The organism is Azotobacter tropicalis, assembly GCF_059739045.1.
The window spans coordinates 1212498-1237395 of the sequence record NZ_AP046059.1 but is presented as its reverse complement, the minus strand read 5'-3'; the positions used below and the strand labels follow the sequence as shown (position 1 = coordinate 1237395).

Sequence of the window (24898 nt, the reverse complement as noted above, 5' to 3'; positions counted from 1 at the left end):
AGCGCGAGGGAACGCGCCGCTTCGCAGCCAGTCAGGATGGCCGTACCAGACGCATCCCTTACAAGTCCAAGACAGATTGAAGGAAGCCGTACTCCATGAGCTACTACCCGCACGCGTTCGACGTCACCGCTCTGGCCTCCTGGCGGGCCCTGCAGGAACACCGCCAGGCCATGCAGAACTTCCACATGCGCGAGGCGTTCCTGGGCAATCCCGGCCGTTTCGACGAGTTCTCCACTGCCAGCTGCGGGCTCTTTCTCGACTACTCGAAGAACCTGATCACCCGGGAAACCCGCGACCTGCTGGTCAACCTGGCCCGCGAGGCCGGCGTCGAGCAGGCCGCCCGGGCGATGTTCGACGGCGAGCGAATCAATGACTCGGAAGGCCGCCCGGTCCTGCACACCGCGCTGCGCCGCCCGATGGGCGACAGCCTGGTCGTCGACGGCCACAACATCATGCGCGACGTGCACGCCGCCCTGGCGCAGATGACCGACATCGTCGGGCGCATCCACAACAAGCTGTGGCGCGGCTACAACGACAAGGCCATCACCGACGTGGTGAACATCGGCATCGGCGGCTCCTACCTGGGACCGGAGCTGGTCTCCGAGGCGCTGCTGCCCTACACCCAGCAGTCCGGCGTGCGCTGCCACTACCTGGCGAACATCGACGGCAGCGAGTTCCGCGAGCTGACCGCCCGGCTGAACGCCGAGACCACCCTGTTCATCATCTCCAGCAAGACCTTCGGCACCCTGGAAACCCTGAAGAACGCCCAGGCCGCGCGCGCCTGGTACCTGGCCAAGGGCGGCACCGAGGAAAAGCTCTATCGCCACTTCATCGCGGTGACCAGCAACCGCCAGGCGGCGGTCGAGTTCGGCATCCGCGAGAAGAACATCTTCCCGATGTGGGACTGGGTCGGCGGGCGCTATTCGCTGTGGTCGGCCATCGGCCTGCCGATCGCCCTGGCCATCGGCATGGCCAACTTCAAGGACCTGCTGTCCGGCGCCTACGCCATGGACTGCCACTTCCGCAGCGAGCCGTTCGAGAACAACATGCCGGTGCTGCTGGCCATGCTCGGCGTCTGGTATCACAACTTCTGGGGCGCGCAGACCCATGCCTTCCTGCCCTACGACCACTACCTGCGCAACTTCGTCAAGCATCTGCAGCAGATGGACATGGAATCCAACGGCAAGAGCGTGCGCCAGGACGGCAGCCCGGTGTCCTGCGGCACCGGCCCGGTGATCTGGGGCGGCGTCGGCTGCAACGGCCAGCACGCCTACCACCAGCTGCTGCACCAGGGCACCCCGCTGATTCCGGCGGACTTCATCGTGCCGGTGGTCAGCCACAACCCGGTGGCCGACCACCACCAGTGGCTGTACGCCAACTGCCTGTCGCAGAGCCAGGCGCTGATGTGCGGCAAGAGCCGCGAGGAGGCCGAGGCCGAGCTGCGCGCCAAGGGCCTGCCCGAGGCGGAGGTGAAGCGCCTGGCGCCGCACAAGGTGATCCCCGGCAACCGGCCGAGCAACACCCTGGTGGTGGAGACCCTCAACCCCAGCCGCCTCGGCGCGCTGATCGCCCTGTACGAGCACAAGGTGTTCGTCCAGGGGGTGATCTGGGGGATCAACTCCTTCGACCAGTGGGGCGTCGAGCTGGGCAAGGAACTGGGCAAGAACGTCTACGGCCGGCTGACCGGCTACGAGGCGCCGCCGGCCGAGGACTCCTCGACCCAGGGCCTGATCGACTACTTCCGCGGCCGTCACCGCGGCTGATCCGAACGCACGTATGAACTTGGCAGGACCGCGCCGCGGGGCGCGGTCCTGCCTGCACCTGAACAATAACTCCAAAAGGAACGGTTACGATGAACGTCGAACTCAGTGTGCAAGAGCGGTCGCAAGGTACGGCCGGGAAGAGCGCCCCCATCTCCACGACCTTCGCCTTTGCCCTGGTGACGGCGCTGTTCTTCATGTGGGGGCTGTCCCATGGCCTGCTGGACGTCCTGAATCACCATTTCCAGGAAACCCTGAACATCTCCCGGGCCCGGTCCGGCCTGATCCAGACCGCCTACTTCGGCGCCTACTTCATCATGGCGCTGCCGGTCGGCCTGTTCATGGAGCGCTGCGGCTACAAGGCCGGCATCCTACTCGGCCTGGCCCTGTTCGCGATCGGCGCGCTGCTGTTCGTGCCGGCTTCCCTGGCGGCGACCTTCAACGCCTTCCTGCTCGCGCTGTTCGTGCTCGCCTGCGGCCTGGCCTGCCTGGAAGTGTCGGCCAATCTCTACGCCGCCGCGCTGGGCAATCCGGACAAGACCGTGCAGCGCCTGAACTTCGCCCAGTCCTTCAACGGCCTGGGGGTATTCCTCGGCCCGATGATCGGCGGCGCGGTGCTCTATGCGCCCCCCGTCGAGCTGGCCGGCAGCATCATCGCGCCGACCTCGCTGATCTACGTGTCGCTCGCCGTGCTGGTGGTGGGGCTGATGGTGGTCTTCGCCCGCACCGCCTTCCCCGAAGTCGGTAGCGAAGTCGAGAACGCCGAAGCTGCCGAGGCGCCGGCCGAGGAGGGCGTCTCGCTGTGGCGCCGCAGGAACTTCACCTTCGCCCTGCTGGCGCAGTTCTGCAACATCGGCGCCTATGTCGGCGTCGGCGCCTATTTCATCAATTTCGCCCTGGATCACTGGCAGGGCAGCACGCCCCAGTTCTGTTCCTTCCTGCTGTCGATCGCCATGATCGGCTACATGATCGGCCGCTTCTCCGGCACCTGGCTGATGCGCCGCCTCCCGGCGCGCAACCTGCTGGTGTTCAACGCCATCGCCTGCGCCTTCCTGACCGTGGTCGCCATGCTGGCGGTGGAGAAGGTTTCGGTCGTCGCGGTGATCGGCATGTACTTCTTCATGTCGATCATGTATCCGACCATCTTCGGCATGGGCGTACAGGGCCTGGGCCGGCAGACCAACCGGGGCGGCTCGATCCTGGTGATGACCCTGGTCGGCGCCGCGCTCCTGCCGCTGGTCATGGGCGCGATTGCCGATAGTTTCGGCATGGCGACCTCGTTCATCGTTCCGTTCTTCTGCTACGTGGTGGTGGCGCTGTACGGACTTTCCCAGAAGCCGGCCGAGGCCTGCGTTTCCAGTTCCACTCTGGCCAGCGAGTGAGCCGGTGAAGTCGTTTCCCGGCCGCTGTCGCGGTCTGCGATCAAGAGGTGCGCGATGTTCTTAGTATGCGGAGAAGCGCTGTTCGACCTGTTCGTCGAGCCGGCGCGCAGTGAGTTGCCACGGCAGGTGGGCTTCAAGGCGATTGCCGGCGGCTCTCCCTTCAACGTGGCGGTGGGGCTCAGCCGGCTGGGGTGGACTCCGCCCTGCTGACCGGGATCTCCACCGATTTTCTCGGCCTGCAGCTGCGTCAGGTGCTGGAGGACGAGGGGGTGTCGACCCGTTACCTGGTGCCCCTCGAAGCGGCCACCACGACCCTGAGCCTGGTCGCCGTGGACGCGCAGGGCGTGCCCCACTACAGCTTCTACGGGCATGCCGGGGCGGATCGCCAGTTGCGCCCGGAGCAGGTGCCGGCGCTGGGCGGCGAGGTGCGCGGTATCCATGTCGGCTCCTATTCGCTGGTCGTGCAGCCGACCGCGGACACCCTCTACGGGCTGGTGGAGCGCTCTTCCCAGGAGCTGCTGATCACCCTCGACCCCAACGTGCGCCTCAACGTCGAGCCCGATCTCGACGTCTGGCGCGAGCGGATCGGCGCTTTCGCCCGGCACGCCCATCTGGTCAAGGTCAGCGAGGAGGACCTGGCGCTGCTCTATCCGGGCGAGGACCCGGCGGCGATGGCCGAGCGTTTCCTGCAGCACCAGTGCCGTCTGGTGTTCCTCACCCGCGGCGAGAACGGCGTGACCGTGTTCAGCCGCGCCCACGGCAGCTGGTCGCGCCCGGCCCACAAGATCACCACGGTGGATACCGTGGGCGCCGGCGACACCTTCCAGGCGGCGCTGATCACCTACCTGGCCGAGCAGGGCTTCGACCGCCCGGCTGCGCTCGATGGCCTGGAAAAGGCCCACCTCGAGCAGATGCTCGCCTTCGCCCAGGCGGCGGCGGCGCTGACCTGCCAGCGCCGCGGGCCGGACCTGCCGCGCCGCCACGAGCTGGCGGCCGCGGCCGGCCAGCCGGAGCCGGTCGTCTAGCCTGTATTCAGCGCGGCCCGGATCGGTCCGCGCCGACTCCGCAGGGCCGGGACGAGGGAAAATCTTCCGTTTCCTTTTCGTCTCCGGCCCGGCCGACCACCCGATCGAACGCACAGGAATCCATCATGAAGAAGCATTCCGGTCTCGACGGCCCGGGCGCCGTCGCCAGCGCCACGCCCGCGCCGGTCCATGAATTCGTCCTGCTCGACAGCGACAAGGCCCCGCAGAACTGGAGCATCGACAGCCGCCAGCTGGGCATCGAGACCGACCGGCCGTTCTCGGTCCGCCTGCGCACCCTGCACGGCGGTCGCCAGGAAGGCGTCAGCCTGGTCGACATCGACACCGGCGCGATGACCCTCACCGTGGTGCCGACCCGCGGCATGAACGTGTTGCGCGCGGTGGCCGGCGACGTCCGCCTGGGCTGGGACTCGCCGGTCGGCGAAGTGGTCAACCCGGCGTTCGTCGAACAGAACGCCCGCGGCGGCCTCGGCTGGCTGGAAGGCTTCAACGAGCTGGTCACCCGCTGCGGCTACGAGTGGATGGGCCATCCCGGCGTGGACAACGGCGAGCTGCTCAGCCTGCACGGGCGGATATCGAACATTCCGGCGTCGCGCGTGGTGCTGAGCATCGACGCGAAGCCGCCGTACACCATCCGCCTGCGCGGCGAGCTGAAGGAGCAGGCGTTCAAGAAGGTCGACTTCGCCATCGTCAGCGAGCTGAGCACCGAGCCGGGCGCGCAGAGCTTCAGCCTCGACGACTGCCTGACCAACCGCGGCGACTACCCCAAGGAATACCAGGCGCTCTACCACAACAACTTCGGCACGCCGCTCTTGGAGCAGGGCGCGCGCTTCGTCGCTCCGGTCAAGCAGGTCTCGCCGTTCAACGAGCGGGCGCGAGGCGAACTGGACGAATGGCAGAGCTACCGCGGGCCGACCGAGGGCTACGACGAGACCGTCTACAACCTGATCCCCTACGGCGACGCCCTGGGCGAGAGCCTGGCGGTGCTGCACAACCGCGCCGGCGACCGCGGCGTGGCGGTCGCCTTCGATATCGGCCAGCTGCCGGTGTTCTCCCTGTGGAAGAACACCGACACCGAGCGCCAGGGCTACGTCACCGGCCTGGAGCCGGGCACCAGCTTCTCCTACAACCGCCGCCATCAGCGCTCGCTGGGCCTGGTGCCGACCATCGGCCCGCGGGAGCAGCGCCGCTTCCAGCTCGGCTTCGCGCTGCTTGCCGACCGGGCGGCAGTGGAGCAGGCCCTGCAGCGGGTCGAGGAGATCCAGGCCGGGCGGCCGACCGAGGTGCGCGAGACGCCGCTGGTCGATCTGCACGGGGACTGACCCCGCGCCGGGCGCCTCAGCGCGCCTCGTCGAGCGCCAGGTCGGCGTGCCGCTCCTCCAGCAGCTCGGCCAGGGCCTCCACGATCAGGGCATGGTCGTCGCGCTGCGGCAGCCCGGACACCACGACGGTGCCGATGCAGCCGGTTCCGCGCAGGATGATCGGAAAGCAGCCGCCGTGCGGCGCGTATTCGCGTACCTCCATTCCGGCCAGCTCGCTCAGCGTCGTGCGGTCCCTCTGCAGTTGCAGGCCGATGGCGTACGAGCTGCGCCGAAAGTGCAGCACCACGTTCCGCTTGCGCCGCGCCCAATCGAGATTGTCGGGCGTGGTGCCCGGCATCGCGCAGAGGAACAGGGGATGCCCGTTGACGTGGATTTCGATCGCGACGGCCGCCTGGCGGCGCTCGGCGAGGGTCCGCAGGCGCGTGCCGAGGGCCCCAAGCGCTGTCGGCGTCGAAACGCTGGAATTGCAGGCGCGCTTCCTGGAGGGCGATGCGGGCGAGATCATGCTCTAGATTCATGGATTATTTTTTCCGTTTATTGTGATTGTGGAAATTATTTTCTATCAAACACGAGCCGAGCGACGAACGCAAAGCGCTCGGGCAACGTGCGCGCCGCGCTGCCCGCCGTCTGCGCAGGGGCCGATACTTCGCCAGCCGCTCTCCGGAACGCGCTATGCTGGGATGCCGCCGCGCCGGCAGGTTCGCCGCGGTGCAGCCGCGGCAAGACGTATGCGAGAAGCGCAGAGAGTGGAGAGCGAAGTCCCATGAACACGCCTAAGGTCACGGTGTTTATTCCTGTCTACAACCGCGAGCGCTACATCGGCCCGGCGCTCGACAGCGTACTGGCGCAGACCTTCGGCGATTTCGAGGTACTGGTCCTCGACGACGGCTCGACCGACGGCACGCTCGCCCGGCTGGCCGAGTACCGCGACCCGCGTCTGCGGATCGAATGCAACCCGGCCAACCTGGGCATACCGGCGACCCGCAATCGCGGTCTCGAACTGGCGCGCGGCGAGTACATCGCCCTGCTCGACAGCGACGATCTGTGCTATCCCGACCGCCTCGCCCGGCAGGTCGCCTTTCTCGACCGGCATGCGGACATCGCCCAGGTCGGCAGCGCCTGCAACTTCATGGATGCCCAAGGGCGGCCGCTCAAGCGCGTGCGCCGGCAGCCGCTGGCGGCCGACGAGGTCGCCGCCAGCCTGCCGTTCCATTGCGCGATGACCAACCGCACGATCATGGCGCGCACGGCGATCCTGCGGGAGTTCGGTTACCGGGCGGTGTTCCCCTGCAGCGAGGACTACGATCTGCATCAGCGCCTCTCGCGCAGCCGGCGCATGGCCAATCTGGCCGATATCCTGGTCTGCGGGCGCGAGCACGACGGGCGCATCACGCGCAACGCCCAGCAGTTGCTGCGCGAGTGCAAGATCGCCATTTGCCGGCGCGCGCTCGCCGAACTGGGCGTGGAGGCCGACGACGGGGAGCTGGCGCGGCATTACGCGCTGACGCGCCTCAAGCAACTGGGCGAGCGCTTCGACGCGGACTACATGGACTGGGCCGAGCAGTGGCTGCTGCGTCTGGAGGCCGCCAACCGCCACAGCGGGCGCTTTGCCCGCAACGCCTTCGGCCGGGTCGTCGTCGAGCGCTGGCTGGAGCTGTGCTGGCGCGCGCGGCGCCGGCGCGATCTGCAGCCCTTCCGACGCGCCTGGCGCTCGCCGCTGACGCGCCGCATCGAGCCGTCCGCGCTGTTCAGGAAGTACTGGCAGCAGTGGCAACTGCCCGGCCGGCATCCGCTGCCGGCCTAGAGCCTTGTATGCGGGCTGTTTGTGCAGGCCTGCAGCCTGCTGGCCGATCAGTTCGGGGATCAGGTCCGGCCAGCCCCTGGCCGGGGTATCGCTGAGCGTCGCCGCGCCGAGTTGTAGGCGGTTTCACTTGGCGCGAACGACAAGGAGGCTTGGTCCGGTATAGGCGTAGCGAAGATTCTTATTGGCTTAAACTGCCCGATTATCCTGCTCGACGGAAGCGCTGCTCTGTTCGGCAGGAGAAGTTGTAGGCGTTGGTACGAACTCTGACGCTTCAACTTTGGCAGCGGCGTTGGTTCCGGCCTCTGCTTCAACTTCGGCTTCGGCCTGTTTGCAAGCCATCTCCCAATGGCGTCTCTCTTCTCCTGTCGGGCAGCCTTCGGCTTGCCAGATCGCATAGGCCTTCTCGCGAATGCGTTGCTCATCGATACTCATAGCCATATATATAATCTCCGAGCATATATAAAAGTGTCATTTCTCATCTTGAGATTCTTCTCCATAACCCTTCATGACATCGGCCATATCTTCATAATCTGTATCCGGCAACTGCTTGATCTTGTCCAGCACCGCAGATTCGGCCCCGTTGCCTTCCGCATGCTTTAAAATCTGCTCCCGGTTGGCCGGAAAATCGATGCCCTTCAAATAATAAGCGACGTTAGCGGGAGACTGACCACCCAGGCCTCTGGTCATGACTAACCTCCAATTTCATATACAGCCGCGCTTGGAAAAGCGTACGGCTGACTAAGTAAGTGCGGGAGCCGTCGCTCCCGCTTTTCACATCCGCTATCAAGGCCACCCTGGCTATTGATCCTATTCGTACTCTTCCTCCCGATCACTCGCAGAGCCCTTGTCACGGCTCTGTCCACCCTTGCGGCCTGCCTCTGACGCTCGTTCCCGGTCATTGGCAAAGTTTCCACCGCTACTTTGGCCACCTTTATGGCCTATCTCTTGGTAGAACTCTTTACCGTGGCTTTCCGATGTTGCTTCGCCACCTTTATGACCTATTTCCTGGTAGAACTCTTTGCCATGGCGCTCGGACGTTGCCTCGCCACCCTTATGGCCTATTTCTTGATAAAACTCTTTATCGTGACTCTCGGATGTTGCTTCGCCACCTTTATGGCCAATGTCTTGATAAAACTCTTTGTCATGGCTCTTCGAGGTTGCCTCTCCACCCTTACGCCCGGCTTCCTCTACGCTCATGCTGCCTTTATCTTTTTCAGTCATGATCATTTCCTCCCAATCTGCTTTTTAGACTATGAATGTAAAAAATCACATACATAGGAGACTTTAATGCCAATTAGGAATTGATAGAGACCAACAACTGCCTCATGAGTTAAGAGGTGCATAAATAAAGCGAGTTCCTGCGCGGCGAATTATCTGATAGGCGGTATTCAGATCTTTTCTTGATAGTTCGAGCTTATCGTTTTTTGAATTTAGAATAACTGGTGAATTGGTGCCATAGGCAGGCGAGGATGGCTCTTCGAGAGTTGTCGAATGCAATGTCTCTGTATTCCGCTTGTTCGTATCGATAACTGCAGCCGCTTCAACTCCTTCACCGCCCGCTCTGCCACCGGCTTGCCCGTATACAGCGGGGTCGGTCGCTTGGGCCGGGCCCGATTGCCTGCGATACCCGGTTTTCCTTGCCCGCCCTCTCGTCCCGGTACCCGGCCGGAAAGCCGCTGTAACCGGCTGTCCCCTGGACCCGATCGAGGATCCCCTAGGCGCCCGGCGTTGCTGGCAAGGTCTCGCCGGGCGAGATCGATCAGCGGGTTTCCTCCCTCTGGAAGCTGCGGAAGAACCAGCGGCGCAGCGGGCCCATCTGCGGCAGGTGGTAAAGCGGTTCGGCCAGTTCGATCACGAAGTCGACGTAGCGGCGTACATAGGGGGTCGGTGGCCGGCTGTTCGGGGCGTGCAGCGCGTCGGGGCCGTTGACGAACCCGGCGAAGCGGTTCGTTTCATAGCCCACCAGCACCGCGCATTCGACATCCCGGCGGGAAACGCCGTGCCGGTCGAACTTGAGCGAAGGGGGCGCGGAAAACAGCTCCAGGTCTCCGCCAGGCGTGAAGTCGTCTTCGGCGCGCATGTACAGCAGCCCCGTCCACAGTTTGGTGTGGTGGTCGACGTGCGGGCCCTTCACGTGCGAAGGGCGTTTCCGTACCGGCGTGTTGACCACCAGCAGGGCGTCGAGGGCGACATCGCCGCACCGTTCCTCGCCGCGGCGGACGACGCTCCACTCTTCCAGGGGCTTGTCGTGCAGCCTGTCGAGGTGCGGATAGCGGCGCCGCACCTCGTCTCCGAAGACCCCGAGGACCTCCTGCCAGAACGCCGCCGAGGTGTGGTAGGCCATGAAGTGCTTCCACTCGGGCGAAAAAAAACCCTTCTTCGGCGATCACCCGACAAGCTGGAATGCGCAGCACGCGGTTGTCGAGCGAGGCGGCGTCCGCCCGGAAGCGCTCCAACGGCGGGAAGGTCGCCGCCAGCTTGGCGTAAGCGGCCTCGTTCAGCGCCTGGTCGATGGCCAGATGGGGAAACGGCACGGCTGAAAACCCGGCCGCAGGTGCCTTGTGCAGGACGCCGGGGCAGGGTGGGGAGGCGGTTGCTATCGGCGTGGCGCTCGGCGCCCGTTCGAGACGATGTTCCATATCGCTCCTGGTCGGTTCGTTCATGGCAGCGGGCGTTCCGCGACGACCAGCGCGCGGACGGCCTCGATGGCGCGGGCCCGCGAGGTGGCGAGCAGCTCCGGCGTCAGCCCCGGGGTCTTGTCCAGGCCGTGCGGCAGGGGCGACACGTCCAGGGCGGTGTGCAGGTCCTCCAGCCGGCGTCCGCGCTTGAGGACCCCGGCGACGATGCCGGCGTCGTACAGGCGTCCTATCTTGTCCTGCTGGCGCGGCGTGCCCCGGGTGCCCAGGGCCCGGTCGATGATCCCCAGCCGCCGTTCGAGGGCATGGCGCAGACGGGCCTTGAGACGGCGGTGCAGCGGCAGGGGAACACCGCCACCGGCCGGCCGCTCATCAGCGCTTCGGTGAGCATGGAGGCGCTGTCGCCGCTGACGATGAAGGCATCGGCGAGCGCCAGGATCGCCGGGTAGGGGTTGTCCTGGCTCTGGCCGAAACGGTAGTCGAAGTGCGGCGCGTCGATCGCTTGCAGCAGGGCGTCGGCCGCCGCGCCCGAGGTGCGCGGACTGGTCGAGACCAGCAGCGAGCCGCCGCGCTCCCGCGCCGCCGCGCTGGCCTGGGCGCCCAGCGCCCTGGCGGTTGCGGCATCGAGGAAGTAGGGGTAGCTGTCGCCGCCCACCAGCAAGGCGATCCATGGGCGGGGCAGATCGGCGAAGCGCTGCCGCCAGGCCTCCAGCTGTCCGTCGTCCGGGGTGCGCGGCTCCATGTACGGGGCGGGCAGGTCGACCACGTTGTCGCGCAGCGGCAGGCAGTACTGGGGCGTGGTCAGGATCAGGTCGAATCCGGCCAGGGCCGTGCGCGGCCGGCCGATGGTCGCCAGGCGCGTCCGGCCTGCCGAGCGGCGCTTGATCCACTGGGCGATCCGCGAGCTGAGCCAGCCGGCGCTCAGCACCAGGTCCGGCCAGGGCGCGTTCAGCCCCGGCGCCGCCTTCGCCAGGCGCCCTTGCTGCAGGAGGTGGGGAATGTGCTTGATGGGGGTGAAGTGCGTCTGCTTGCACTCGTAGGGCCAGCCCAGCGCCTTGGCGATGGCGACCAGCTGCGCGTTGTCGCTGCCGTGCTGGCCGAGAAGCACCCAGACTTTCGGCTGGTCGGCCCGCAGCGGGAAATCCGCGCGCAGGCGCTGCAGGCGGCCGTCGCGGTCGCGGCAGTCCAGTTGCCAGCAGCGCTCCGGATAGCGCCGCGCGATGCGCCGCAGCAGCGCCCGCCAGCCGTTCAGCGTGCCGATCTGGGAGCCGTCCGCGGCGAGGCCGGCCTGGATGTAGACCAGCTTGCGGCTCAGGCCGAACAGGCGGTCGACCAGCCAGGGCAGATCCTCCGCCGGCAGCGACTCCAGACCGCGGGCCGCCACGACGTCCTGCACCGGCAGGTCGGCATGTCGCAACTGCTCGAAGCGCCAGCGCCCGGTCGCCAATCCGCTGCCGGCCGGCTCCTGCCAGGCGCCGGCCAGGCCGAGACTGGCGCCGCCCGTGGCGCGGGCGAAGGCGAGGAGGTCCTCGGGCAGCGCCGCGGCAGCCTGCGGCGGGGCCAGGCAGGCCTGGGCGAAGCCGGGACTGGGCCGGGCGGCCGTATAGACCTCGTAGCCCTGCGCGTCGGCTTCCTGTTCGAGGCTGAGGAAATATTCGGCGTAGGGGTTGATCTGGTAGGAGTACTGGTCCGGCGTCGGCCGCCAGGGCTGCAGGTGCAGGGTCGTGTAGTGCAGGAGCTTCGATTCGCCGTGCCGGTACTCCAGGTCCCGCGCATGCCAGGCGGGATCGAGCGGCCCCCAGCGCTCCGGCTCGGCGGCCGCCAGGGCATGCAGCTTCTTCTTGCTCTGGCGGCGCGCGCTCTCGAAGTTCCAGCAGCCGGCCATGCGCGCGCAGTCGATCAGCATGACGGCGCTGTCGTCGGGGGAGAGCGCCAGATAGCCGTGCCGGCCCAGCGGCGCGTCGAAGAGCTCGGCGGGGTCGGCCAGGAAGATCTGGTCCACATCGTTGTAGATGGCCCGGCCGTGGCGTCCTGCGAGGTCGGGAATGGCGAAGCGGTAATTGGTGAAGCCGGTGCGCCAGCCCTGGGTATCGAAGCCCGGCAGGCCGGTCATGCGATACACCTCGTAGCGCCGGTCGGGGTGGCGGACCTTCTCCAGCGAATGGAAGAAGACGCGCTCGGCGCGGTACTGCTCGGGCTGGGTGCCGAGGAAGATGCGCACCGCCGGCGCCTCGGACGCCCCCTCGCGGGCCTCGAATACCACCGGCTGGATGTGCGGTACGGGCATTGGTTCGAAAGAAGTCATGCGTCCCTCATGCTTGCGTTTCAAAAGTCGGTTTGCCTCGTATGGAGAATGCCGGCGGCCTGTGAAGCTCGAACGGCTGCCGCGCGTCGGCGAAGCAGGAAGTTGATGCGCTCGGCTCTGCCGACGCCATGATTTCCGTCAGCACTTCGAGCCGGTATTTCCTATTGAAGCCGGCGGACGGCGTTCTGCTGGTGAATTTGGCGACTGAGCCGGATTGGCCGGGGCATAACGGCATCGCAGGAGGGATGGCGCCTGCGGCGGGAGGGCGATCAGGGACTCGGGAAGAGGAGAGGGCCGGCGCCCTCTCCGCACGCGCTCAGGCGGTATTTCGCCTGGCGAACATATCCTTCTCAGGACTGTTGCAAGTTCTGCGCGATATTCAGTCCGTACAGCCGCTGGTATCGGGATACAGGTATTCGACGACCTTGATCGCGCCGTTGGAGTCCTTGTAGACCATATGCGCCGGGATGGGTCCGCAAGAGCCGGGCACGGGGCGCAGGTATTCGAACTTTATAAGTTCCGAAATATCCATGTCCATGCCGTACCGATAAGGGTGTGGCTCGGGATGTGTCTTGGAGCCGGACTCTTTCGAGGTTTCTCCGGCCATCGAGACGGAGGCTATGGCGAGCGTGGTAATGGCAATGGCGAACTTCAAAAGTTTCATAGTGGTGACGTCCCGTATATTTAGTGGAGAAATGGAAATAGGGAGCCCGGGATGCGGAGTGTCGGCTCGGCATCGGCTCTTGGGATCTATGCAGGAAGCGCAGCGTCTTCCAGGCGGACCGCTTCGGCCAGCTGGCGCCTTGCTATAGCGCTAGCGGGGCGAAGTGCCGCCGCGCCTTGGCTGGCGGGCGCTGCGGGGCCGGCGTCGCTTTGGCGGCGGGCCTGTGTCTGCGGCTGAAAAGGCTCATCGATTGGTCGGGGCGAATAACAAATTGTTTCACTGTTCGAGTGCCGGTGCAGTACTTCCCGACTGCATGTGGGGTTGTTCCAGTGCAAGTATTCCAGATGCTTCGTGCGAGCCGGTCATTCATGTCGTGCCTCCTGAAGTTGCGGGAGTTGGCAGGGCATAAATCCATGGGCGGCCAATAGCGAATTACGCCATAAGTAACGAAACTGAAACTTAAGGAATTTAAGGTCTGGATTCCACCGGGCAAATGAAACTGAATGCAACAGGCATGATATCTCTTTGCCTGTCGATTGCCGGACTATATAGAAACAACGCCTGCTGCGCTTATTTTTCGTCGAACAAATTCTTACACTTACATATTTAATTACATTTGCCGCGCTATTCGAAAACAGCGGCGTGCATTGTTCTATCTCGGCGAAGCCGGAGCGCGGGTGCTTGCACGGGGGGCTGGACGGTCATGCGAAGGATACGGATGGCTTAGGGATATGCCGGCCTTCGGGACGGCGAGCGTCGAACGCCCGGGCGCACGGAGGCTTCCGGACGGGGCCGGGTGGGGCGTAAGGGCGCGGCAGAGAGGAGGAGAGGGCCGGCGCCCTCTCCGGGGAGGTCAGGCGCTGTCGGCCGGGGCGGCCAGGGCCTGGTCGTAGACGCTCTTGAAGTGGTCCCACTCTGCCGGCGACATCTCCGGGCAGTGGCGGCGCAGCTGGTCCAGGTCGCGGCGCGAGGCGCTGGCGATGCGCAGGCGCCGGCGGCTCTTCTCCAGGTCGATCAGGGCGATTTCCGCCACCGGACGGCCGGCCTTTTCCTCGACCTTGACGAACAGGTGCTTGGATAGCAGCAGCCGTGCTGCCAGTGGCCCCGGTGCAGGCGGGCGAGGCTCAGGGCGAGCTGTTCGAGCACCTGGCGGTGGACCGCTTCGCCCCAGCGCTGGCGCTCCTCGCCGGCATACCAGGCATCCAGGCTGACGAAGCCTTCCAGCGACTCGGTCACCAGCAGGGCCTGCCACTTGCCGGCGGTCTTACGCGCCGAGCAGAAGACGATCTTCGGCACGCGCACGCCGAGCCGCTCGATGGCCTCGATGGCATCCTGCTCGCGCAGCACGGTGGGCCGGCCGAGGGGATGGCGCAGCGTATAGTAGAGGTGCCCGGTCTGGCGCTTGCTGTAGAGCGGCACGACATGGGTGGTCAGACGCTGCACGCCGCTTTCGCCGGCGCGGCGGACATTCGGCTCCTCGACCCATTCTCCCTGGCGGCTCCACCAGTTCTGGAAGGTTCCGGCGAAAGACTCCAACGGCTGTACGGCAACAGATTCGTTCACGCAGAGGTCCTCTTGTACAACACATAGATGCGCCGCATGGCATAGCCGGGCAGGGCGTCGTGGTGGCCGACGATGTCGAAGCCGACTTCGCGGAATTCCGCCTCGATCGTCGCGCGGTCGACGACGAAGCGGTTGCGTCTTTCTTCGTAGCCTTCCTGCTCCGCGCGCAGGCGTGCCAGGTAGCGGCGGCGCCAGGCCTTGAAGTTGCCGTCCACCCACAGGGAGACGATCAGGCTGTCGCGGCTGACCCGGTGGAACTCGCGGAGGATGGCCAGGCGGCTTTCGCGGTCGGCGACGTGGTGCAGCAGGCGCATGCAAAAGATGCTGTCGACCGCGTTGTCGGGCAGGTCGATGGCGACGGGGGAGGTCTGGAAGGTTCGCACCCGCGCCAGCACGTCGTCGGCGTGGTCGGCCTTGACCATCGACAGGATTTCTTCCGAGCTGTCGGCGGCCAGGACCACCCGGTTGGGCTGTTCGGTCAGCAGCGGCCAGAAGCGGCCGGCGCCGCACGGCAGATCCAGGACCAGGTTGGGATCGCCGGCCTGTTGCAGCGCGCGTCGGGCCAGTTGCCCGTCACGCCAGTGGGAGACTTGCCGGACCAGACGGTCGCACTGTCTGGCCAGGGATTGCGCGGCCCGAGTCTGGCCGAATTGGCGCGGTAGTTCCAGTCCGCTGATGCGTGTTCTCGACGACATAGCAAGGAGTTCGTTGGGCTGGGGATGGAGTAATGGTACTGAAATGTATCGACTGGGTGGCAAAAAGATGTAGATAAAAAGTCAAAAGTGCCGGCGCCGGCGTTCCGTTCGTCGGCGCGTCGTCGGCCGTTGCGGTTATGTCAGGCGGACCTGGAAGCAGCTGCCGCCCGACTCCAGACTGCTCACCCGGACCTGCCAGCCCTGGTGCGCGCAGATCCGCTTGACCAGCGAAAGCCCGAGGCCCAGGCCCTCGCCACGGGCCTGCTCGCCGCGCACGAAAGGCTGGAAGATGCGCTCGCGCTGCTCCTCGGGAATGCCCATGCCGCTGTCCTCGACGCGGAAGCCGCCGTTCTCCAGGACCAGCCGCACCTTGCCCTGCTCGGTGTAGTGCAGGGCGTTGCGCAGCAGGTTGGAGAGGACCGTGCGCAGGAAGGTGAGGTTGTAGCTGGCGCCGTCGCCGCCCTCGGTGACCAGCTCGAAGTCCAGGCCCTTGGCGCGGATCAGCGGCCCCCAGCGCTGGCTCTGCTCCTCGGCCACGTTGGCCAGGGTGGCGCTGCCGCCGATGGCGGCCTCTTCCCGGCGGGCGCGGGCGAGGATCAGGAAGGTCTGCACCAGCTCGCGCATCTCCTGGGCGGCGCGGCCGATGCGCGCCACCTGGCCGCTGGACTGCGCCGGCAGGGGCGTTTCGTTGAGCAGCTCGCAGGCGCCCTGGATGACCATCAGCGGGGTGCGCAGCTCGTGGCTGACGTCGCTGGTGAACAGGCGCTCGCGCTCCAGGCTCTGGCGCAGCTGGCCGAGGGTGCTGTCGAAGGCCGCCGCCAGGTGGCCGACCTCGTCGTCGGGATATTCCGGCGCCAGGGGCGGCGCCAGCGTCAGCAGCTGGTCGCGATGGCGGACCTGGCGGGCCAGGCGGGTCAGGGGGGCCATCACCTTGCGCGCCAGCAGCAGGCCGAGCAGCCAGGCGCCCACCACGCTCAGCACGAAACAGCCGAGTATCACCTTGAAGAGCAGCCGCTCGCGCGCCTCGAATTCGCTCTGGTCCTCGCGCAGGACATAGCGCTCGTCGCCGACCTCCTTCACGTACACGTAATAGGTGCGGTCGTTTTCCGCCAGCTCGCTGAAGCCTTTCTCCAGGGGCTTTATGTCCTCGGGAATCGGATATTGCGGCAGGTTCGAGGCGAAGAAGCTGGTGTTGGCGCTCAGGCGGGGGACACCCCCCTCCTTGATGTCGTTGTCCAGCACGATGTCGAGTTCGCGCTTGAGGTCCTGGGTGACCAGATGCTTCTCGATGAAGTGGACGATGGCGACGATGCTCAGGGAGAAGAACCCGCTGACCAGCATGGTCATCAGGGTGAAGGCGATGACGATGCGCCGGGCGAAGGGCTGCTTAATGCGCATTCGGACTCTCCGCCAGACGGTAGCCGACGCCGTGGATGGTGTGCAGCAGGGGCTTGTCGAAGGGCTTGTCGAGCGCCTGGCGCAACTGGTGGATATGGCTGCGCAGGCTGTCGCTCTCCGGCAGGTCGTCGCCCCACAGGGCGTTTTCCAGGAACTCGCGGCGCACCACGGCCGGGCTCTTCTGCATCAGGATGGCGAGCAGCTTGTAGCCGATCGGGTTCAGGCGCAGCGCCTTGCCGGCGCGGCTGACGTTCAGGGTGTCCAGGTCGTAGCTCAGGTCGCCGACCTTCAGCTGGCGCTTGCGGCTGCCCTGGGTGCGGCGCAGCACCGCTTCGATGCGCGCCACCAGCTCGGAGAGGGCGAAGGGCTTGATCAGGTAGTCGTCGGCGCCGCTGTTGAGGCCCTGCAGGCGGTCGTCCAGGGCGTCGCGGGCGGTCAGCATGATGATCGGCGTCTCGCTGCCGGCGTCGTGGCGCAGGCGTGCGCAGACCTGATAGCCGTCGATGCCCGGCAGCATGATGTCCAGCACGATCAGGTCGTACTGGCCGGTGGCCGCCAGGTGCAGCCCGCTCAGGCCGTCCTGGGCGCAGTCGACCGTGTAACCCTTGAGCTCCAGGTAGTCGAGCACGTTGGCGAGGATGTCGCGGTTGTCTTCGATGACCAGAATACGCATGGTCGCGCTCTCGGCGGGAAAAGGGGCCGCTACTGTAGCAAGCCGCTAGGCGGCGCGGCATGTTGTGGCGGTATGGCGAAAGGTCGTGCATCTGGGACTTTCACCAGTTCTTTACCGGCTTTTTACGGGTCGCTCACCGTCCGGCGGAGCAGACTGCGCGCCATCGTTCCACTGCAAGGATCATCGGGATGCCTTGGCTGCGCTATGCCCAACTCCGCTACCTTTCCATCATTCTCTGTGCCTGGCTGGCGGTGTTCTTCCTGACCCGCTGCGTGCTGCTGCTCTCCCACCTGGGCGACGCCCAGGCCGGCCCGCTGCAACTGCTCGGCCTCTACGCCATCGGCCTGGTCTACGACCTGGGCTTTCTGTTCTATGCCGCGCTGCCGCTGACGATCTACCTGCTGCTGTGTCCCGCGGGACTCTGGCGGCAGCGCTGGCACCGCCGGCTGCTGCACGCCCTGGTCGCCTTCAGCCTGTTCGTCATGCTGTTCACCGCGCTGGCGGAGTGGCTGTTCTGGGACGAATTCGGCGTGCGCTTCAACTTCATCGCGGTGGATTACCTGGTCTACTCGGACGAGGTGATCGCCAACATCCGCGAGTCGTACCCGGTCAATGCGCTGCTGGCGGGCCTGGCGCTGCTGGCCGTGGCCGGCGCCGTGCTGCTGCGCCGGGCGGTGCGCGCCGCCCTGGAGGCGCCGCTGCTGGCCTGGCGCGGGCGTTTCTCGGCAGTGCTCGCCGGGCTGTCGCTGAGCGGCCTGAGCGTCCTCGGCCTGGACCAGGAGTTCCCCCGCGGCAGCGGCGGCAACCCCTACCAGCGCGAGCTGGCCGGCAACGGCCCGTACCAGTTCTTCGCCGCCTTCCGCAACAACGAGCTGGACTACCCGCAATTCTACGCCACCCTGCCGAAGGCGCAGGTCGCCCGGCAACTGCACCGCGAGCTGGACGAGCCGCAGGCGCGCTTCGTCGGCCGCGACCCGCTGGACCTGCGCCGCGCCATCGACAACCCCGGCCAGCCGCGCCGGCTCAACGTGGTGCTGGTGACCGTCGAGAGCCTGAGCGCCAAGTACCTGGGCAGCTTCGGCGACGGCCGCGGGCTCACCCCCAACCTCGACCGGCTGCGCCGGGAGAGCCTGTTCTTCACCGACTTCTACGCCACCGGCACGCGCACCGATCGCGGCCTGGAGGCCATCACCCTGTCGGTGCCGCCGACCCCGGGGCGCTCGATCGTCAAGCGCATTGGCCGCGAGACGGGTTACGCCAGCCTCGGCGAGCAGCTGCGCGAGCAGGGCTACGACAGCGTGTTCGTCTACGGCGGGCGCGGCTATTTCGACAACATGAACGCCTTCTTCGCCGGCAACGGCTATCGGGTCGTCGATCAGGCCAGCGTCGACGCGCAGGACATCCACTTCGAGAACGCCTGGGGCATGGCCGACGAGGATCTCTACGCACAGACCCTGAAGCTGGCGGACGCCGACCACGCCGCCGGCCGGCCGTTCTTCCTGCAACTGATGACCACCTCCAACCACCGTCCCTACACCTATCCGCAGGGGCGCATCGACATCCCCTCGGGCAGCGGCCGCGAGGGCGCGGTGAAGTACACCGACTACGCCATCGGCCGCTTCCTCGCCGAGGCGCGGCAGAAACCCTGGTTCGGACAGACCCTGTTCGTCTTCGTCGCCGACCACACCGCCGGCAGCGCCGGGCGCGAGGACCTGCCGGTGGCCAGCTACCACATTCCGCTGTTCGTCTATGCGCCCGGTCTGGTCGCGCCCGGCGAGTACCGCGGCGTGGCCAGCCAGATCGACCTGGCGCCGACCCTGCTCGGCCTGCTCAACCTGGACTACACCTCGGCCTTCTTCGGCCACGACCTGCTGCACGAGCCGGCGCCCGGCCGCGCGCTGATCGGCAACTACCAGCACCTCGGGCTGTTCGACGGCAAGGATCTGGCGATCCTCAGCCCGCGCCGCGGCATCCGCCGGCACGACGACGCCCTGGGCGCCAGCCGCGAAACACCGTCCTCGGCCGACGATCCCCTGGTGCGGCGGGTGATCGGCTACTACCAGGGCGCCAGCTACGAGTTCAGCCACGGGCTGCTCGGCGTCCAGGCACCCGCTGCGCCGCGGGAGGTCGCGCATGTCGGCGACTGAGCCGAGCCTGCCGGCGCTGGCCCCGACCGAGCCGCTGCCGGCGCCGTCGCGACCGTTCGACTTCCGCCTCGCCCTGGGTCTGCCGCTGGCCGCGATGGCATTCCTGCTGCTGTTCGATCCGAGCCGCCTGGACTTCGCCATCAGCCGGCTGTTCTACGTGCCCGGCGAGGGTTTCATCGGTCGCCACTACGGTTCTTTCCTGGAGAATTTCCTGCACGACCGGGCCAAGCAGCTGGTCATCGTCGTCGGCGTGCTGGCCATCGCCGGCTTCCTGCTCAGCCTGCTGCCGACGGCCCTCAGCCGCTGGCGCCGGGTGTTTGGCTACCTGGTGCTGGCGATGGGGCTGTCGACCAGCCTGGTCAACCCGCTGAAGACCCTGACCGGCATGCACTGCCCGTGGAGCCTTGAGGAGTTCGGCGGCAAGGAAATCCATACCGCGCTGCTCGCCGAGCGCGCGCCGCCGGTGCTCAAGGCCGGGCGCTGCTGGCCGGGCGGACACGCCTCGGCCGGTTTCTCCCTGCTGGCGCTGTTCTTCGCCCTGCGCGACCGCCGTCCGCGGCTGGCGCGGGCCGCGCTGTGGACGGCGCTGGGGCTGGGCACGGCGTTCTCCCTCGGCCGGGTGATGCAGGGCGCGCACTTCCTGTCCCACAACCTCTGGACGCTGCTGCTCGACTGGACGATCTGCACGCTGGGTTACCGGCAGATCCTCTACCGGCCGGCGGCGGGTGCCGTCCCGGCCGTCTGTCGGGCGAAGCGCTAGCCAGGCTCCCTCTGGCCGCCCCCCCCGACGTCCGCTCGTCGCATCGGGGCCTGTCCGCGCTCTGCTGCTGCACACTGGTAGATAAACCTCTCCCTTCCGAGAAGGAGGTCGTTCCCATGAAAGTGATGGTGACCGAGCGGGCCTTGCTGGCCAGGATCAACCGGGCGCTTAGAAAGGACAACCAGCAGCTGTATCGCTGCCGGGAAGACTCCCAGGCCTATGAGGAGCTGGGCGATTTCTATGCGATGGACACCGCGCAGGATGTGGTCATGGCGAAGCACATCGATCTGGCCATGTGGGCGCGCGACATGGGGATATTGCCCGACTGGGAGGAGCTGCAGCGGTGATATCCCGTACGCCGCGCTAGCTAGCGGCCGGCGGCGAGCGCCGCCCCGGCCGTCTGCCAGGCGAAACGGTAGACGCGCGCCGGCGGATCGCTGCGGCAGGCGCCGTTGTCCGCCTCGGCGCCGACCAGCAGCCAGGTCGCCCGGGAGGTGCCGCCGAGCCGGTGCGCCCGCTCCGGCCGGAAGCAGCGGGCCAGGTCGCGGGCCGGCACCAGGGCGAAAGCTTGCGGATGGCCGCGCAGCCATGCGGCGGCCTGCTCGACCGTGGCCGGCGCGCGGAAGCCGAAATGCACGATGGGCTGGCGGGCGAACAGCCAGTGGCCTTCGCGCCATTCGGTCAGCACCAGCTCCGCGCCGCCGGTCAGTTCGGCTGCCTGGCGCATGATGCCTTCATGGGGATTGGCTCCCGTCCTGGCCGGCTCGATGAAGCCGCGGGCGAACCAGGCGACGAACCAGAACAGGCTCAGGCCGAGGAGCAGCCGGCGCCGGCGCGGCCGGCCGGCGAGCCAGCGGTGCAGCAGCCAGGGCAGCAGCGGCGCGGCCGCCAGGGCCAGCGCCGGCAGGGCCGGGTAGATGTAGAGCTTGCGCTTGCCGCTGCTCAGGCAGAAGAACAGCAGTACCAGCACCACCCAGCCGAGCAGCACCAGCAGGCGCCCGTCGCGCCTGGCGAGCCGGCGCCACCAGGCCGGGACCAGCCAGGGCAGGGCGAGGACCAGCGGCAGCCAGTACTTGGGAATCACCTCGACGAAGAAGTACCAGAACGGTTCCCGGTGGGCCCAGGCATTCGCGTAGCGCTCGGCCGTCTGGCGCAGCAGGATCTCCCGGACGTAGGCCAGGCTGTCGGCATCGCCGTGCAGGGCGACGCCGACCAGCAGGGGCAGCAGCCAGACGCCGATGGCCGCCAGGGCGACCGGCAGGCCGAGCAGCCAGGCGCGCGCCTGTCCCGGCATCGGCACCACCCCCGGCCAGCCTTGGCGCACCGCATAGCCGTACGGCAGCAGCATCAGCACCGGGAGGAAGCCGACCCCCTTGCTGATGATGCCCAGGCCCATGGCCGCACAGGCCAGGTAATACCAGCCCCAGGCCGGGCCGAGCAGCAGGTGGCGGAGCAGGCCGTAGAGGGCGAGGACGATCCACAGGCAGAGAAAGCCGTCGATCTGGCCCGCCCGCAGGATGCTGAAGGTCTGGTAGGTGGCGAGGAACAGCAGCGCGGCGCAGAGCCCGGCGCGGCGGCTCCACAGGCGGCTGCCCAGGTCGTGGAGGCAGGCCGTCGCCACCAGGCCGGCGAGCAGGGCCGGCAGGAACAGGGCGAGTCCGGGGCTGCCGGTCAGGCGGACGAACAGCGCGACCGCCCACATGAACAGCGGCGGCTTGTCCGGATAGATCTCCCCGGCCCGGTGGGGGATGAACCAGGAGCCGTTCTGCAGCATTTCCAGGGACACGCCGAGAAAACGCTCCTCGTCGACGTTGAGCGGCTGGCGCAGGCCCAGGCCGGCGCCGAGCAGCAGCAGCGCCAGGAGCAGCAGGCCGCCCAGTTCGGCGCGCCGCGAGACGGCTGCCGATAGCTTGAAACCGGTCATTCAGTCCCTCCGCTCGCGCTGCCGGGCGATCAGTTGCAGGTTGCGCAGGTAGACGACGAAGCCGAACGACTGGCCGAGGATGAACACCGGATCCTGGCGATAGAGCGCGTAGGCCAGCAGCAGCGCGCTGCCGACCAGGCTCAGGTACCAGAAGCCCACCGGGATCAGGCTGCGCTTCTGGTATTCGCTGTACAGCCACTGCAGGAGGAAGCGGCCGGTGAAGGCCATCTGGCCGGCGAAGCCGATCGCCAGCCAGAGCGTCTGTTTTTCCATGCCTCAGCCTCCGATTTCCTGCGCCGGCACGTCCAGGCGCGTGCGCCGGATCAGCCACCAGACGCCGAACAGGTCGAGGATGCCGACCAGCGCGCGGTCGAGGTTGCCGTACTTGGAGACGCCGGCCCGGCGCGGGCGGTGGTGGACGGGATGGACCTGCATCCGGCCGCCGTGGCGGCGGATCAGCGCGGGGATGAAGCGGTGCATGTGGTCGAAATAGGGCAGGCGCAGGAAGGCTTCCCGCTCGATGAGCTTCAGGCCGCAGCCGGTATCCGGCGTGCCGTCCTGCAGAATGCGGCTGCGCAGGCCGTTGGCGAAGCGCGAGGCCCAGCGCTTGGCGAGTCTGTCCTGGCGTTCGACCCGGTGCCCGGCCACCAGCTTGAGGCCGTCGGCCCGGCCCTCGCTGCCGCGCACCAGGGCGAGCATGCCGGGGATGTCCGCCGGATCGTTCTGGCCGTCGCCGTCCAGGGTGGCCAGCCAGTGGCCGCGGGCGGCGAGCGCCGCGCGGTGCAGGGCCGTGCTCTGCCCGAGCGAGCGGGCATGGCGGAGGAGGCGCAGCTCGGCGAAGCCGGCGCTTTTCAGGGCGTGCAGCTCGGCACTGCTGCCGTCGCGACTGCCGTCGTCCACCACGATGATTTCGTAGGCCTCGCCGACGAGCGCCCGGCGGATCTCTTCCAGCAGCGGGGTCAGATTGCCGGCTTCGTCCTTGGCCGGAATCAGGACGGATACGTAAGGATCTTCCATGTCGTGCTCTTCTTCCTGTCCATGGGAATGGGGCTTCGCCACGGGCGATCGCGGCCGTGGCGAAACCCCGGCAGGCGGTATGTTCGCCGTGAAAGCTTAGTTTTTTCTTAAGACATTTCCGGGCATGTCGGCGGTAGCCGACGGACTACTCTGCTCTGGCGCAGAGGGCGCCGTTTCCCGGGCGCCGGGCTTCTGCTATTGATGGCGCATCGTCATCGACACGGGATCTACAGGGTGACCCTCGCCAATCTCAAGAATCGCCTGAAGGGCTGGGCGCGCAGTCTGAAGCGGCAGATCATGACCCTCTGGTTCTGCGCGCGGAACCCGGAAACGCCCTGGCCGGCGCGCCTTCTGGTCGTCTGCGTGGTCGCCTATGCGCTGAGCCCCATCGACCTGATCCCCGACTTCATCCCGCTGCTCGGCTATCTGGACGATGTGATCCTGTTGCCGCTGGGCATCTTCCTGGCGCTGCGCCTGCTGCCGCCGGCGGTGCTCGCCGAGGGTCGGCAGCAGGCCGAGGCCTGGGAGCTTCGGCAGGTGCCGAGACCGGTCAACTGGCCGGCGGCCGGCCTGATCCTGCTGCTCTGGGCGGTGGGGATTTATTTCGCCGGCCGCTGGCTGGCGGCTTAATCGGCCTTGTCCGCGGTGCCGTGCGCGCACTCGGGGTCGACGGTGAAGGTCCGCGACACGTCCACCAGGCCGAGACGGCCCAGGGTCCGCCGGCCGATCAGCACGGGGTAGTTCATCTTGCTGCGGTTCTTCAGGGAGAACTCCTCGTCGTAGAGCCGCTTGCCGATGCAGATCTGCATCTTCACCACCGGCCGGCGCTCCGCGCCGCCGGCACCGCGGACCTTCACGTTGCGCAGCACCCGGCGCTCGAACGACGAGTCGATCAGCTTGCCGGTGTCCTTGTCGGTCACCTCGACGTTGAAGCGCACCCATTCGTCGCCGTTGCGCTCGAAGCGCTCCAGGTCCTTGGCATCCAGGGAGGAGGTCAGGGCGCCGGTATCCAGCTTGATCTTCACCGGAATGTTCTCCGGCTGGATCAGCCCCTTCTCGATCCAGCCGAACACCCGGTCGGGCGTCTCGGCGGCGGCAGGGAAGGCAATGGCGCACAGCAGCAGCGCCAGAGGGAAGGTCTTGGGCAAACGCATCGGGGAAAGGCTCCTGGGGAAAGATCGGCCAACCATAGTAGGCGGTCGGTGAAAAAAATGTCGGCATGCCCTGCACGGGCCGGCCCTGGCGCCTGCCCGCTGCCCGGTCTGCCACGCGGCAGGGGACGCTTCGGCGCAGGAGCGTGAGAGGCATCAATTAGTTAGTGGCTTATTGCGGGTTCCCTCCTCGTTATGGGGTTGCCGAAATTCATGGTAAATGCTCGTGTTTGATTAACGCTTTTTTCACATGATGAATTATTAATTTATCGGCGAATAAACTTTGAACATGCCCTCCGGGCCGCCGGTCGATATATGGCATGCCCCCCTGTTGAAGAATTGTTAATACCTCTTGTAATATCTTGAAATACTTTTTTGAGAGGCTTTGACATGCCTGTTAGAAGAGCCGGGAGAAAACGACTTTTTCACAAGCGAGGTGAAGCCGGATTCATCGGGAATGCCGTGCGTGCTCTTCGGAGTGCGCGACGTCGTTTTCCGGTCGAGACCAGTAAAAGCATGTCATCCATCTAGAAACTTTCCCGGAGGAAGTTTCGCCGGCAACGGCATCGTATTTGATCGGGTATAGAAATGGCCTGTCTCGAGCGGACATGTCGTTCGGGATTCCTATTGCCGAATGACCCGCGAAGTCCGGCT

The 24898-nt window shown here is 66.6% G+C and carries 23 protein-coding genes and 4 pseudogenes; 10 read left to right on the top strand and 17 right to left on the bottom strand.

Going from position 1 to position 24898, the window contains the following annotated elements; all coding sequences use genetic code 11:
• The first annotated feature begins 95 nt into the window (after nt 1-95).
• From pgi to Atro_RS05735, 4 genes and pseudogenes are all read left to right on the top strand, one after another.
• Nucleotides 96-1763: a glucose-6-phosphate isomerase gene (gene pgi, locus Atro_RS05750; protein ID WP_497926810.1), complete on the top strand. Its 1668-nt coding sequence runs from the start codon at nt 96-98 to the stop codon at nt 1761-1763.
• 89 nt (nt 1764-1852) lie between these two features.
• Nucleotides 1853-3142, top strand: a complete 1290-nt coding sequence (locus Atro_RS05745) for a sugar MFS transporter (protein WP_497926809.1) — start codon at nt 1853-1855, stop codon at nt 3140-3142.
• A 54-nt stretch (nt 3143-3196) separates the two neighbouring features.
• A pseudogene (locus Atro_RS05740) lies at nt 3197-4167 on the top strand (carbohydrate kinase family protein).
• Nucleotides 4168-4292: 125 nt separating this feature from the next.
• Nucleotides 4293-5507, top strand: a complete 1215-nt coding sequence (locus Atro_RS05735) for an aldose 1-epimerase family protein (RefSeq protein ID WP_497926808.1) — start codon at nt 4293-4295, stop codon at nt 5505-5507.
• Nucleotides 5508-5523: 16 nt separating this feature from the next.
• Here Atro_RS05735 and Atro_RS05730 read toward each other — a convergent pair.
• A pseudogene (locus tag Atro_RS05730) lies at nt 5524-6025 on the bottom strand (heme-degrading domain-containing protein).
• Nucleotides 6026-6270: 245 nt separating this feature from the next.
• On the opposite strand from Atro_RS05730, the gene Atro_RS05725 reads away from it, so the two are divergent.
• Nucleotides 6271-7311 carry a glycosyltransferase family 2 protein gene (locus Atro_RS05725; RefSeq protein ID WP_497926807.1) on the top strand — a complete coding sequence of 347 codons (1041 nt, stop codon included), beginning with the start codon at nt 6271-6273 and terminating at the stop codon, nt 7309-7311.
• 186 nt (nt 7312-7497) lie between these two features.
• Here the strand turns inward: Atro_RS05725 and Atro_RS05720 are convergent, their stop codons facing one another.
• The 4 genes from Atro_RS05720 to Atro_RS05705 all read right to left on the bottom strand — a co-directional run bounded on the left by Atro_RS05720 (nt 7498) and on the right by Atro_RS05705 (nt 9655).
• A complete protein-coding gene (locus Atro_RS05720; protein WP_497926806.1) occupies nt 7498-7749 on the bottom strand; it encodes a DUF2934 domain-containing protein in 252 nt (83 codons plus the stop codon).
• A gap of 30 nt (nt 7750-7779) precedes the next feature.
• Complete coding sequence (locus Atro_RS05715) at nt 7780-7998, bottom strand: DUF2795 domain-containing protein (protein ID WP_497926805.1); 219 nt, start codon at nt 7996-7998, stop codon at nt 7780-7782.
• Between the two features lie 120 nt (nt 7999-8118).
• On the bottom strand, nt 8119-8532 hold the full coding sequence (locus tag Atro_RS05710; RefSeq protein ID WP_497926804.1) for a con-10 family general stress protein: 414 nt from the start codon (nt 8530-8532) through the stop codon (nt 8119-8121).
• A 538-nt stretch (nt 8533-9070) separates the two neighbouring features.
• Nucleotides 9071-9655, bottom strand: a complete 585-nt coding sequence (locus Atro_RS05705) for a hypothetical protein (protein WP_497926803.1) — start codon at nt 9653-9655, stop codon at nt 9071-9073.
• Between Atro_RS05705 and Atro_RS05700 the strand changes: the two genes are divergently transcribed.
• Nucleotides 9654-9851 carry a hypothetical protein gene (locus tag Atro_RS05700; protein WP_497926802.1) on the top strand — a complete coding sequence of 66 codons (198 nt, stop codon included), beginning with the start codon at nt 9654-9656 and terminating at the stop codon, nt 9849-9851. The two genes, Atro_RS05705 and Atro_RS05700, sit on opposite strands and share 2 nt — an antisense overlap.
• A gap of 119 nt (nt 9852-9970) precedes the next feature.
• On the opposite strand, the gene Atro_RS05695 is transcribed toward Atro_RS05700, so the two are convergent.
• The 7 genes and pseudogenes from Atro_RS05695 to Atro_RS05665 all read right to left on the bottom strand — a co-directional run bounded on the left by Atro_RS05695 (nt 9971) and on the right by Atro_RS05665 (nt 17245).
• Nucleotides 9971-10096: a hypothetical protein gene (locus tag Atro_RS05695; protein ID WP_497926801.1), complete on the bottom strand. Its 126-nt coding sequence runs from the start codon at nt 10094-10096 to the stop codon at nt 9971-9973.
• A gap of 80 nt (nt 10097-10176) precedes the next feature.
• Nucleotides 10177-12252, bottom strand: a complete 2076-nt coding sequence (locus tag Atro_RS05690) for an ELM1/GtrOC1 family putative glycosyltransferase (protein WP_497926800.1) — start codon at nt 12250-12252, stop codon at nt 10177-10179.
• 379 nt (nt 12253-12631) lie between these two features.
• Entirely contained in the window at nt 12632-12916 is a 285-nt protein-coding gene (locus Atro_RS05685) for a DUF2790 domain-containing protein (RefSeq protein ID WP_497926799.1), read from the bottom strand.
• A gap of 853 nt (nt 12917-13769) precedes the next feature.
• Nucleotides 13770-14479 (bottom strand): annotated as a pseudogene (locus tag Atro_RS05680) (lipopolysaccharide kinase InaA family protein).
• On the bottom strand, nt 14476-15174 hold the full coding sequence (locus Atro_RS05675; RefSeq protein WP_497926798.1) for a class I SAM-dependent methyltransferase: 699 nt from the start codon (nt 15172-15174) through the stop codon (nt 14476-14478). The pseudogene Atro_RS05680 and the gene Atro_RS05675 overlap by 4 nt, the downstream one beginning before the upstream one ends.
• 135 nt (nt 15175-15309) lie before the next feature.
• Complete coding sequence (locus tag Atro_RS05670) at nt 15310-16572, bottom strand: sensor histidine kinase (RefSeq protein ID WP_497926797.1); 1263 nt, start codon at nt 16570-16572, stop codon at nt 15310-15312.
• Nucleotides 16562-17245: a response regulator transcription factor gene (locus Atro_RS05665; RefSeq protein ID WP_497926796.1), complete on the bottom strand. Its 684-nt coding sequence runs from the start codon at nt 17243-17245 to the stop codon at nt 16562-16564. Before Atro_RS05665 ends, Atro_RS05670 begins: the two co-directional genes overlap by 11 nt.
• A 188-nt stretch (nt 17246-17433) precedes the next feature.
• Between Atro_RS05665 and Atro_RS05660 the strand changes: the two genes are divergently transcribed.
• From Atro_RS05660 to Atro_RS05650, 3 genes are all read left to right on the top strand, one after another.
• Nucleotides 17434-19392, top strand: a complete 1959-nt coding sequence (locus Atro_RS05660) for an LTA synthase family protein (protein ID WP_497926795.1) — start codon at nt 17434-17436, stop codon at nt 19390-19392.
• A complete protein-coding gene (locus Atro_RS05655; RefSeq protein ID WP_497926794.1) occupies nt 19379-20152 on the top strand; it encodes a phosphatase PAP2 family protein in 774 nt (257 codons plus the stop codon). Before Atro_RS05660 ends, Atro_RS05655 begins: the two co-directional genes overlap by 14 nt.
• Nucleotides 20153-20268: 116 nt before the next feature.
• Nucleotides 20269-20499, top strand: coding sequence for a hypothetical protein (locus Atro_RS05650; RefSeq protein ID WP_497926793.1), 231 nt, complete (start codon nt 20269-20271; stop codon nt 20497-20499).
• A 20-nt stretch (nt 20500-20519) separates the two neighbouring features.
• Here Atro_RS05650 and Atro_RS05645 read toward each other — a convergent pair whose 3' ends face one another.
• Genes Atro_RS05645 through Atro_RS05635 form a run of 3 tightly spaced genes read right to left on the bottom strand, consistent with a single transcriptional unit; the run spans nt 20520 to nt 23093 of the window.
• Entirely contained in the window at nt 20520-22076 is a 1557-nt protein-coding gene (locus tag Atro_RS05645; RefSeq protein ID WP_497926792.1) for an ArnT family glycosyltransferase, read from the bottom strand.
• Nucleotides 22077-22349: a lipid-A-disaccharide synthase N-terminal domain-containing protein gene (locus tag Atro_RS05640; protein ID WP_497926791.1), complete on the bottom strand. Its 273-nt coding sequence runs from the start codon at nt 22347-22349 to the stop codon at nt 22077-22079.
• A gap of 3 nt (nt 22350-22352) precedes the next feature.
• On the bottom strand, nt 22353-23093 hold the full coding sequence (locus tag Atro_RS05635) for a glycosyltransferase (RefSeq protein ID WP_497926790.1): 741 nt from the start codon (nt 23091-23093) through the stop codon (nt 22353-22355).
• Nucleotides 23094-23390: 297 nt separating this feature from the next.
• Between Atro_RS05635 and Atro_RS05630 the strand changes: the two genes are divergently transcribed.
• Nucleotides 23391-23723, top strand: a complete 333-nt coding sequence (locus Atro_RS05630; RefSeq protein ID WP_497927620.1) for a YkvA family protein — start codon at nt 23391-23393, stop codon at nt 23721-23723.
• On the opposite strand, the gene rloA3 is transcribed toward Atro_RS05630, so the two are convergent.
• Entirely contained in the window at nt 23720-24247 is a 528-nt protein-coding gene (gene rloA3 / locus Atro_RS05625; protein WP_497926789.1) for a retropepsin-like aspartic peptidase RloA3, read from the bottom strand. The two genes, Atro_RS05630 and rloA3, sit on opposite strands and share 4 nt — an antisense overlap.
• A 516-nt stretch (nt 24248-24763) precedes the next feature.
• A pseudogene (locus tag Atro_RS05620) lies at nt 24764-24850 on the bottom strand (hypothetical protein); the annotation flags it as partial.
• Nucleotides 24851-24898: the final 48 nt, after the last annotated feature.

What these genes read in the sequence shown, in the direction of transcription:
- Atro_RS05705 (WP_497926803.1), bottom strand. Translation starts at nt 9,655, where the DNA reads ATGGCCTACCACACCTCGGCGGCGTTCTGGCAGGAGGTCCTCGGGGTC.
- Atro_RS05645 (WP_497926792.1), bottom strand. Translation starts at nt 22,076, where the DNA reads ATGACCGGTTTCAAGCTATCGGCAGCCGTCTCGCGGCGCGCCGAACTG.
- Atro_RS05660 (WP_497926795.1), top strand. Translation starts at nt 17,434, where the DNA reads ATGCCTTGGCTGCGCTATGCCCAACTCCGCTACCTTTCCATCATTCTC.
- pgi (WP_497926810.1), top strand. Translation starts at nt 96, where the DNA reads ATGAGCTACTACCCGCACGCGTTCGACGTCACCGCTCTGGCCTCCTGG.
- Atro_RS05700 (WP_497926802.1), top strand. Translation starts at nt 9,654, where the DNA reads ATGAAGTGCTTCCACTCGGGCGAAAAAAAACCCTTCTTCGGCGATCAC.
- Atro_RS05735 (WP_497926808.1), top strand. Translation starts at nt 4,293, where the DNA reads ATGAAGAAGCATTCCGGTCTCGACGGCCCGGGCGCCGTCGCCAGCGCC.
- Atro_RS05650 (WP_497926793.1), top strand. Translation starts at nt 20,269, where the DNA reads ATGAAAGTGATGGTGACCGAGCGGGCCTTGCTGGCCAGGATCAACCGG.
- Atro_RS05710 (WP_497926804.1), bottom strand. Translation starts at nt 8,532, where the DNA reads ATGACTGAAAAAGATAAAGGCAGCATGAGCGTAGAGGAAGCCGGGCGT.
- Atro_RS05685 (WP_497926799.1), bottom strand. Translation starts at nt 12,916, where the DNA reads ATGAAACTTTTGAAGTTCGCCATTGCCATTACCACGCTCGCCATAGCC.
- Atro_RS05640 (WP_497926791.1), bottom strand. Translation starts at nt 22,349, where the DNA reads ATGGAAAAACAGACGCTCTGGCTGGCGATCGGCTTCGCCGGCCAGATG.
- Atro_RS05715 (WP_497926805.1), bottom strand. Translation starts at nt 7,998, where the DNA reads ATGACCAGAGGCCTGGGTGGTCAGTCTCCCGCTAACGTCGCTTATTAT.
- Atro_RS05675 (WP_497926798.1), bottom strand. Translation starts at nt 15,174, where the DNA reads ATGTCGTCGAGAACACGCATCAGCGGACTGGAACTACCGCGCCAATTC.
- Atro_RS05725 (WP_497926807.1), top strand. Translation starts at nt 6,271, where the DNA reads ATGAACACGCCTAAGGTCACGGTGTTTATTCCTGTCTACAACCGCGAG.
- Atro_RS05635 (WP_497926790.1), bottom strand. Translation starts at nt 23,093, where the DNA reads ATGGAAGATCCTTACGTATCCGTCCTGATTCCGGCCAAGGACGAAGCC.
- Atro_RS05690 (WP_497926800.1), bottom strand. Translation starts at nt 12,252, where the DNA reads ATGACTTCTTTCGAACCAATGCCCGTACCGCACATCCAGCCGGTGGTA.
- Atro_RS05670 (WP_497926797.1), bottom strand. Translation starts at nt 16,572, where the DNA reads ATGCGCATTAAGCAGCCCTTCGCCCGGCGCATCGTCATCGCCTTCACC.
- Atro_RS05630 (WP_497927620.1), top strand. Translation starts at nt 23,391, where the DNA reads ATGACCCTCTGGTTCTGCGCGCGGAACCCGGAAACGCCCTGGCCGGCG.
- Atro_RS05745 (WP_497926809.1), top strand. Translation starts at nt 1,853, where the DNA reads ATGAACGTCGAACTCAGTGTGCAAGAGCGGTCGCAAGGTACGGCCGGG.
- Atro_RS05655 (WP_497926794.1), top strand. Translation starts at nt 19,379, where the DNA reads ATGTCGGCGACTGAGCCGAGCCTGCCGGCGCTGGCCCCGACCGAGCCG.
- Atro_RS05720 (WP_497926806.1), bottom strand. Translation starts at nt 7,749, where the DNA reads ATGGCTATGAGTATCGATGAGCAACGCATTCGCGAGAAGGCCTATGCG.
- Atro_RS05665 (WP_497926796.1), bottom strand. Translation starts at nt 17,245, where the DNA reads ATGCGTATTCTGGTCATCGAAGACAACCGCGACATCCTCGCCAACGTG.
- rloA3 (WP_497926789.1), bottom strand. Translation starts at nt 24,247, where the DNA reads ATGCGTTTGCCCAAGACCTTCCCTCTGGCGCTGCTGCTGTGCGCCATT.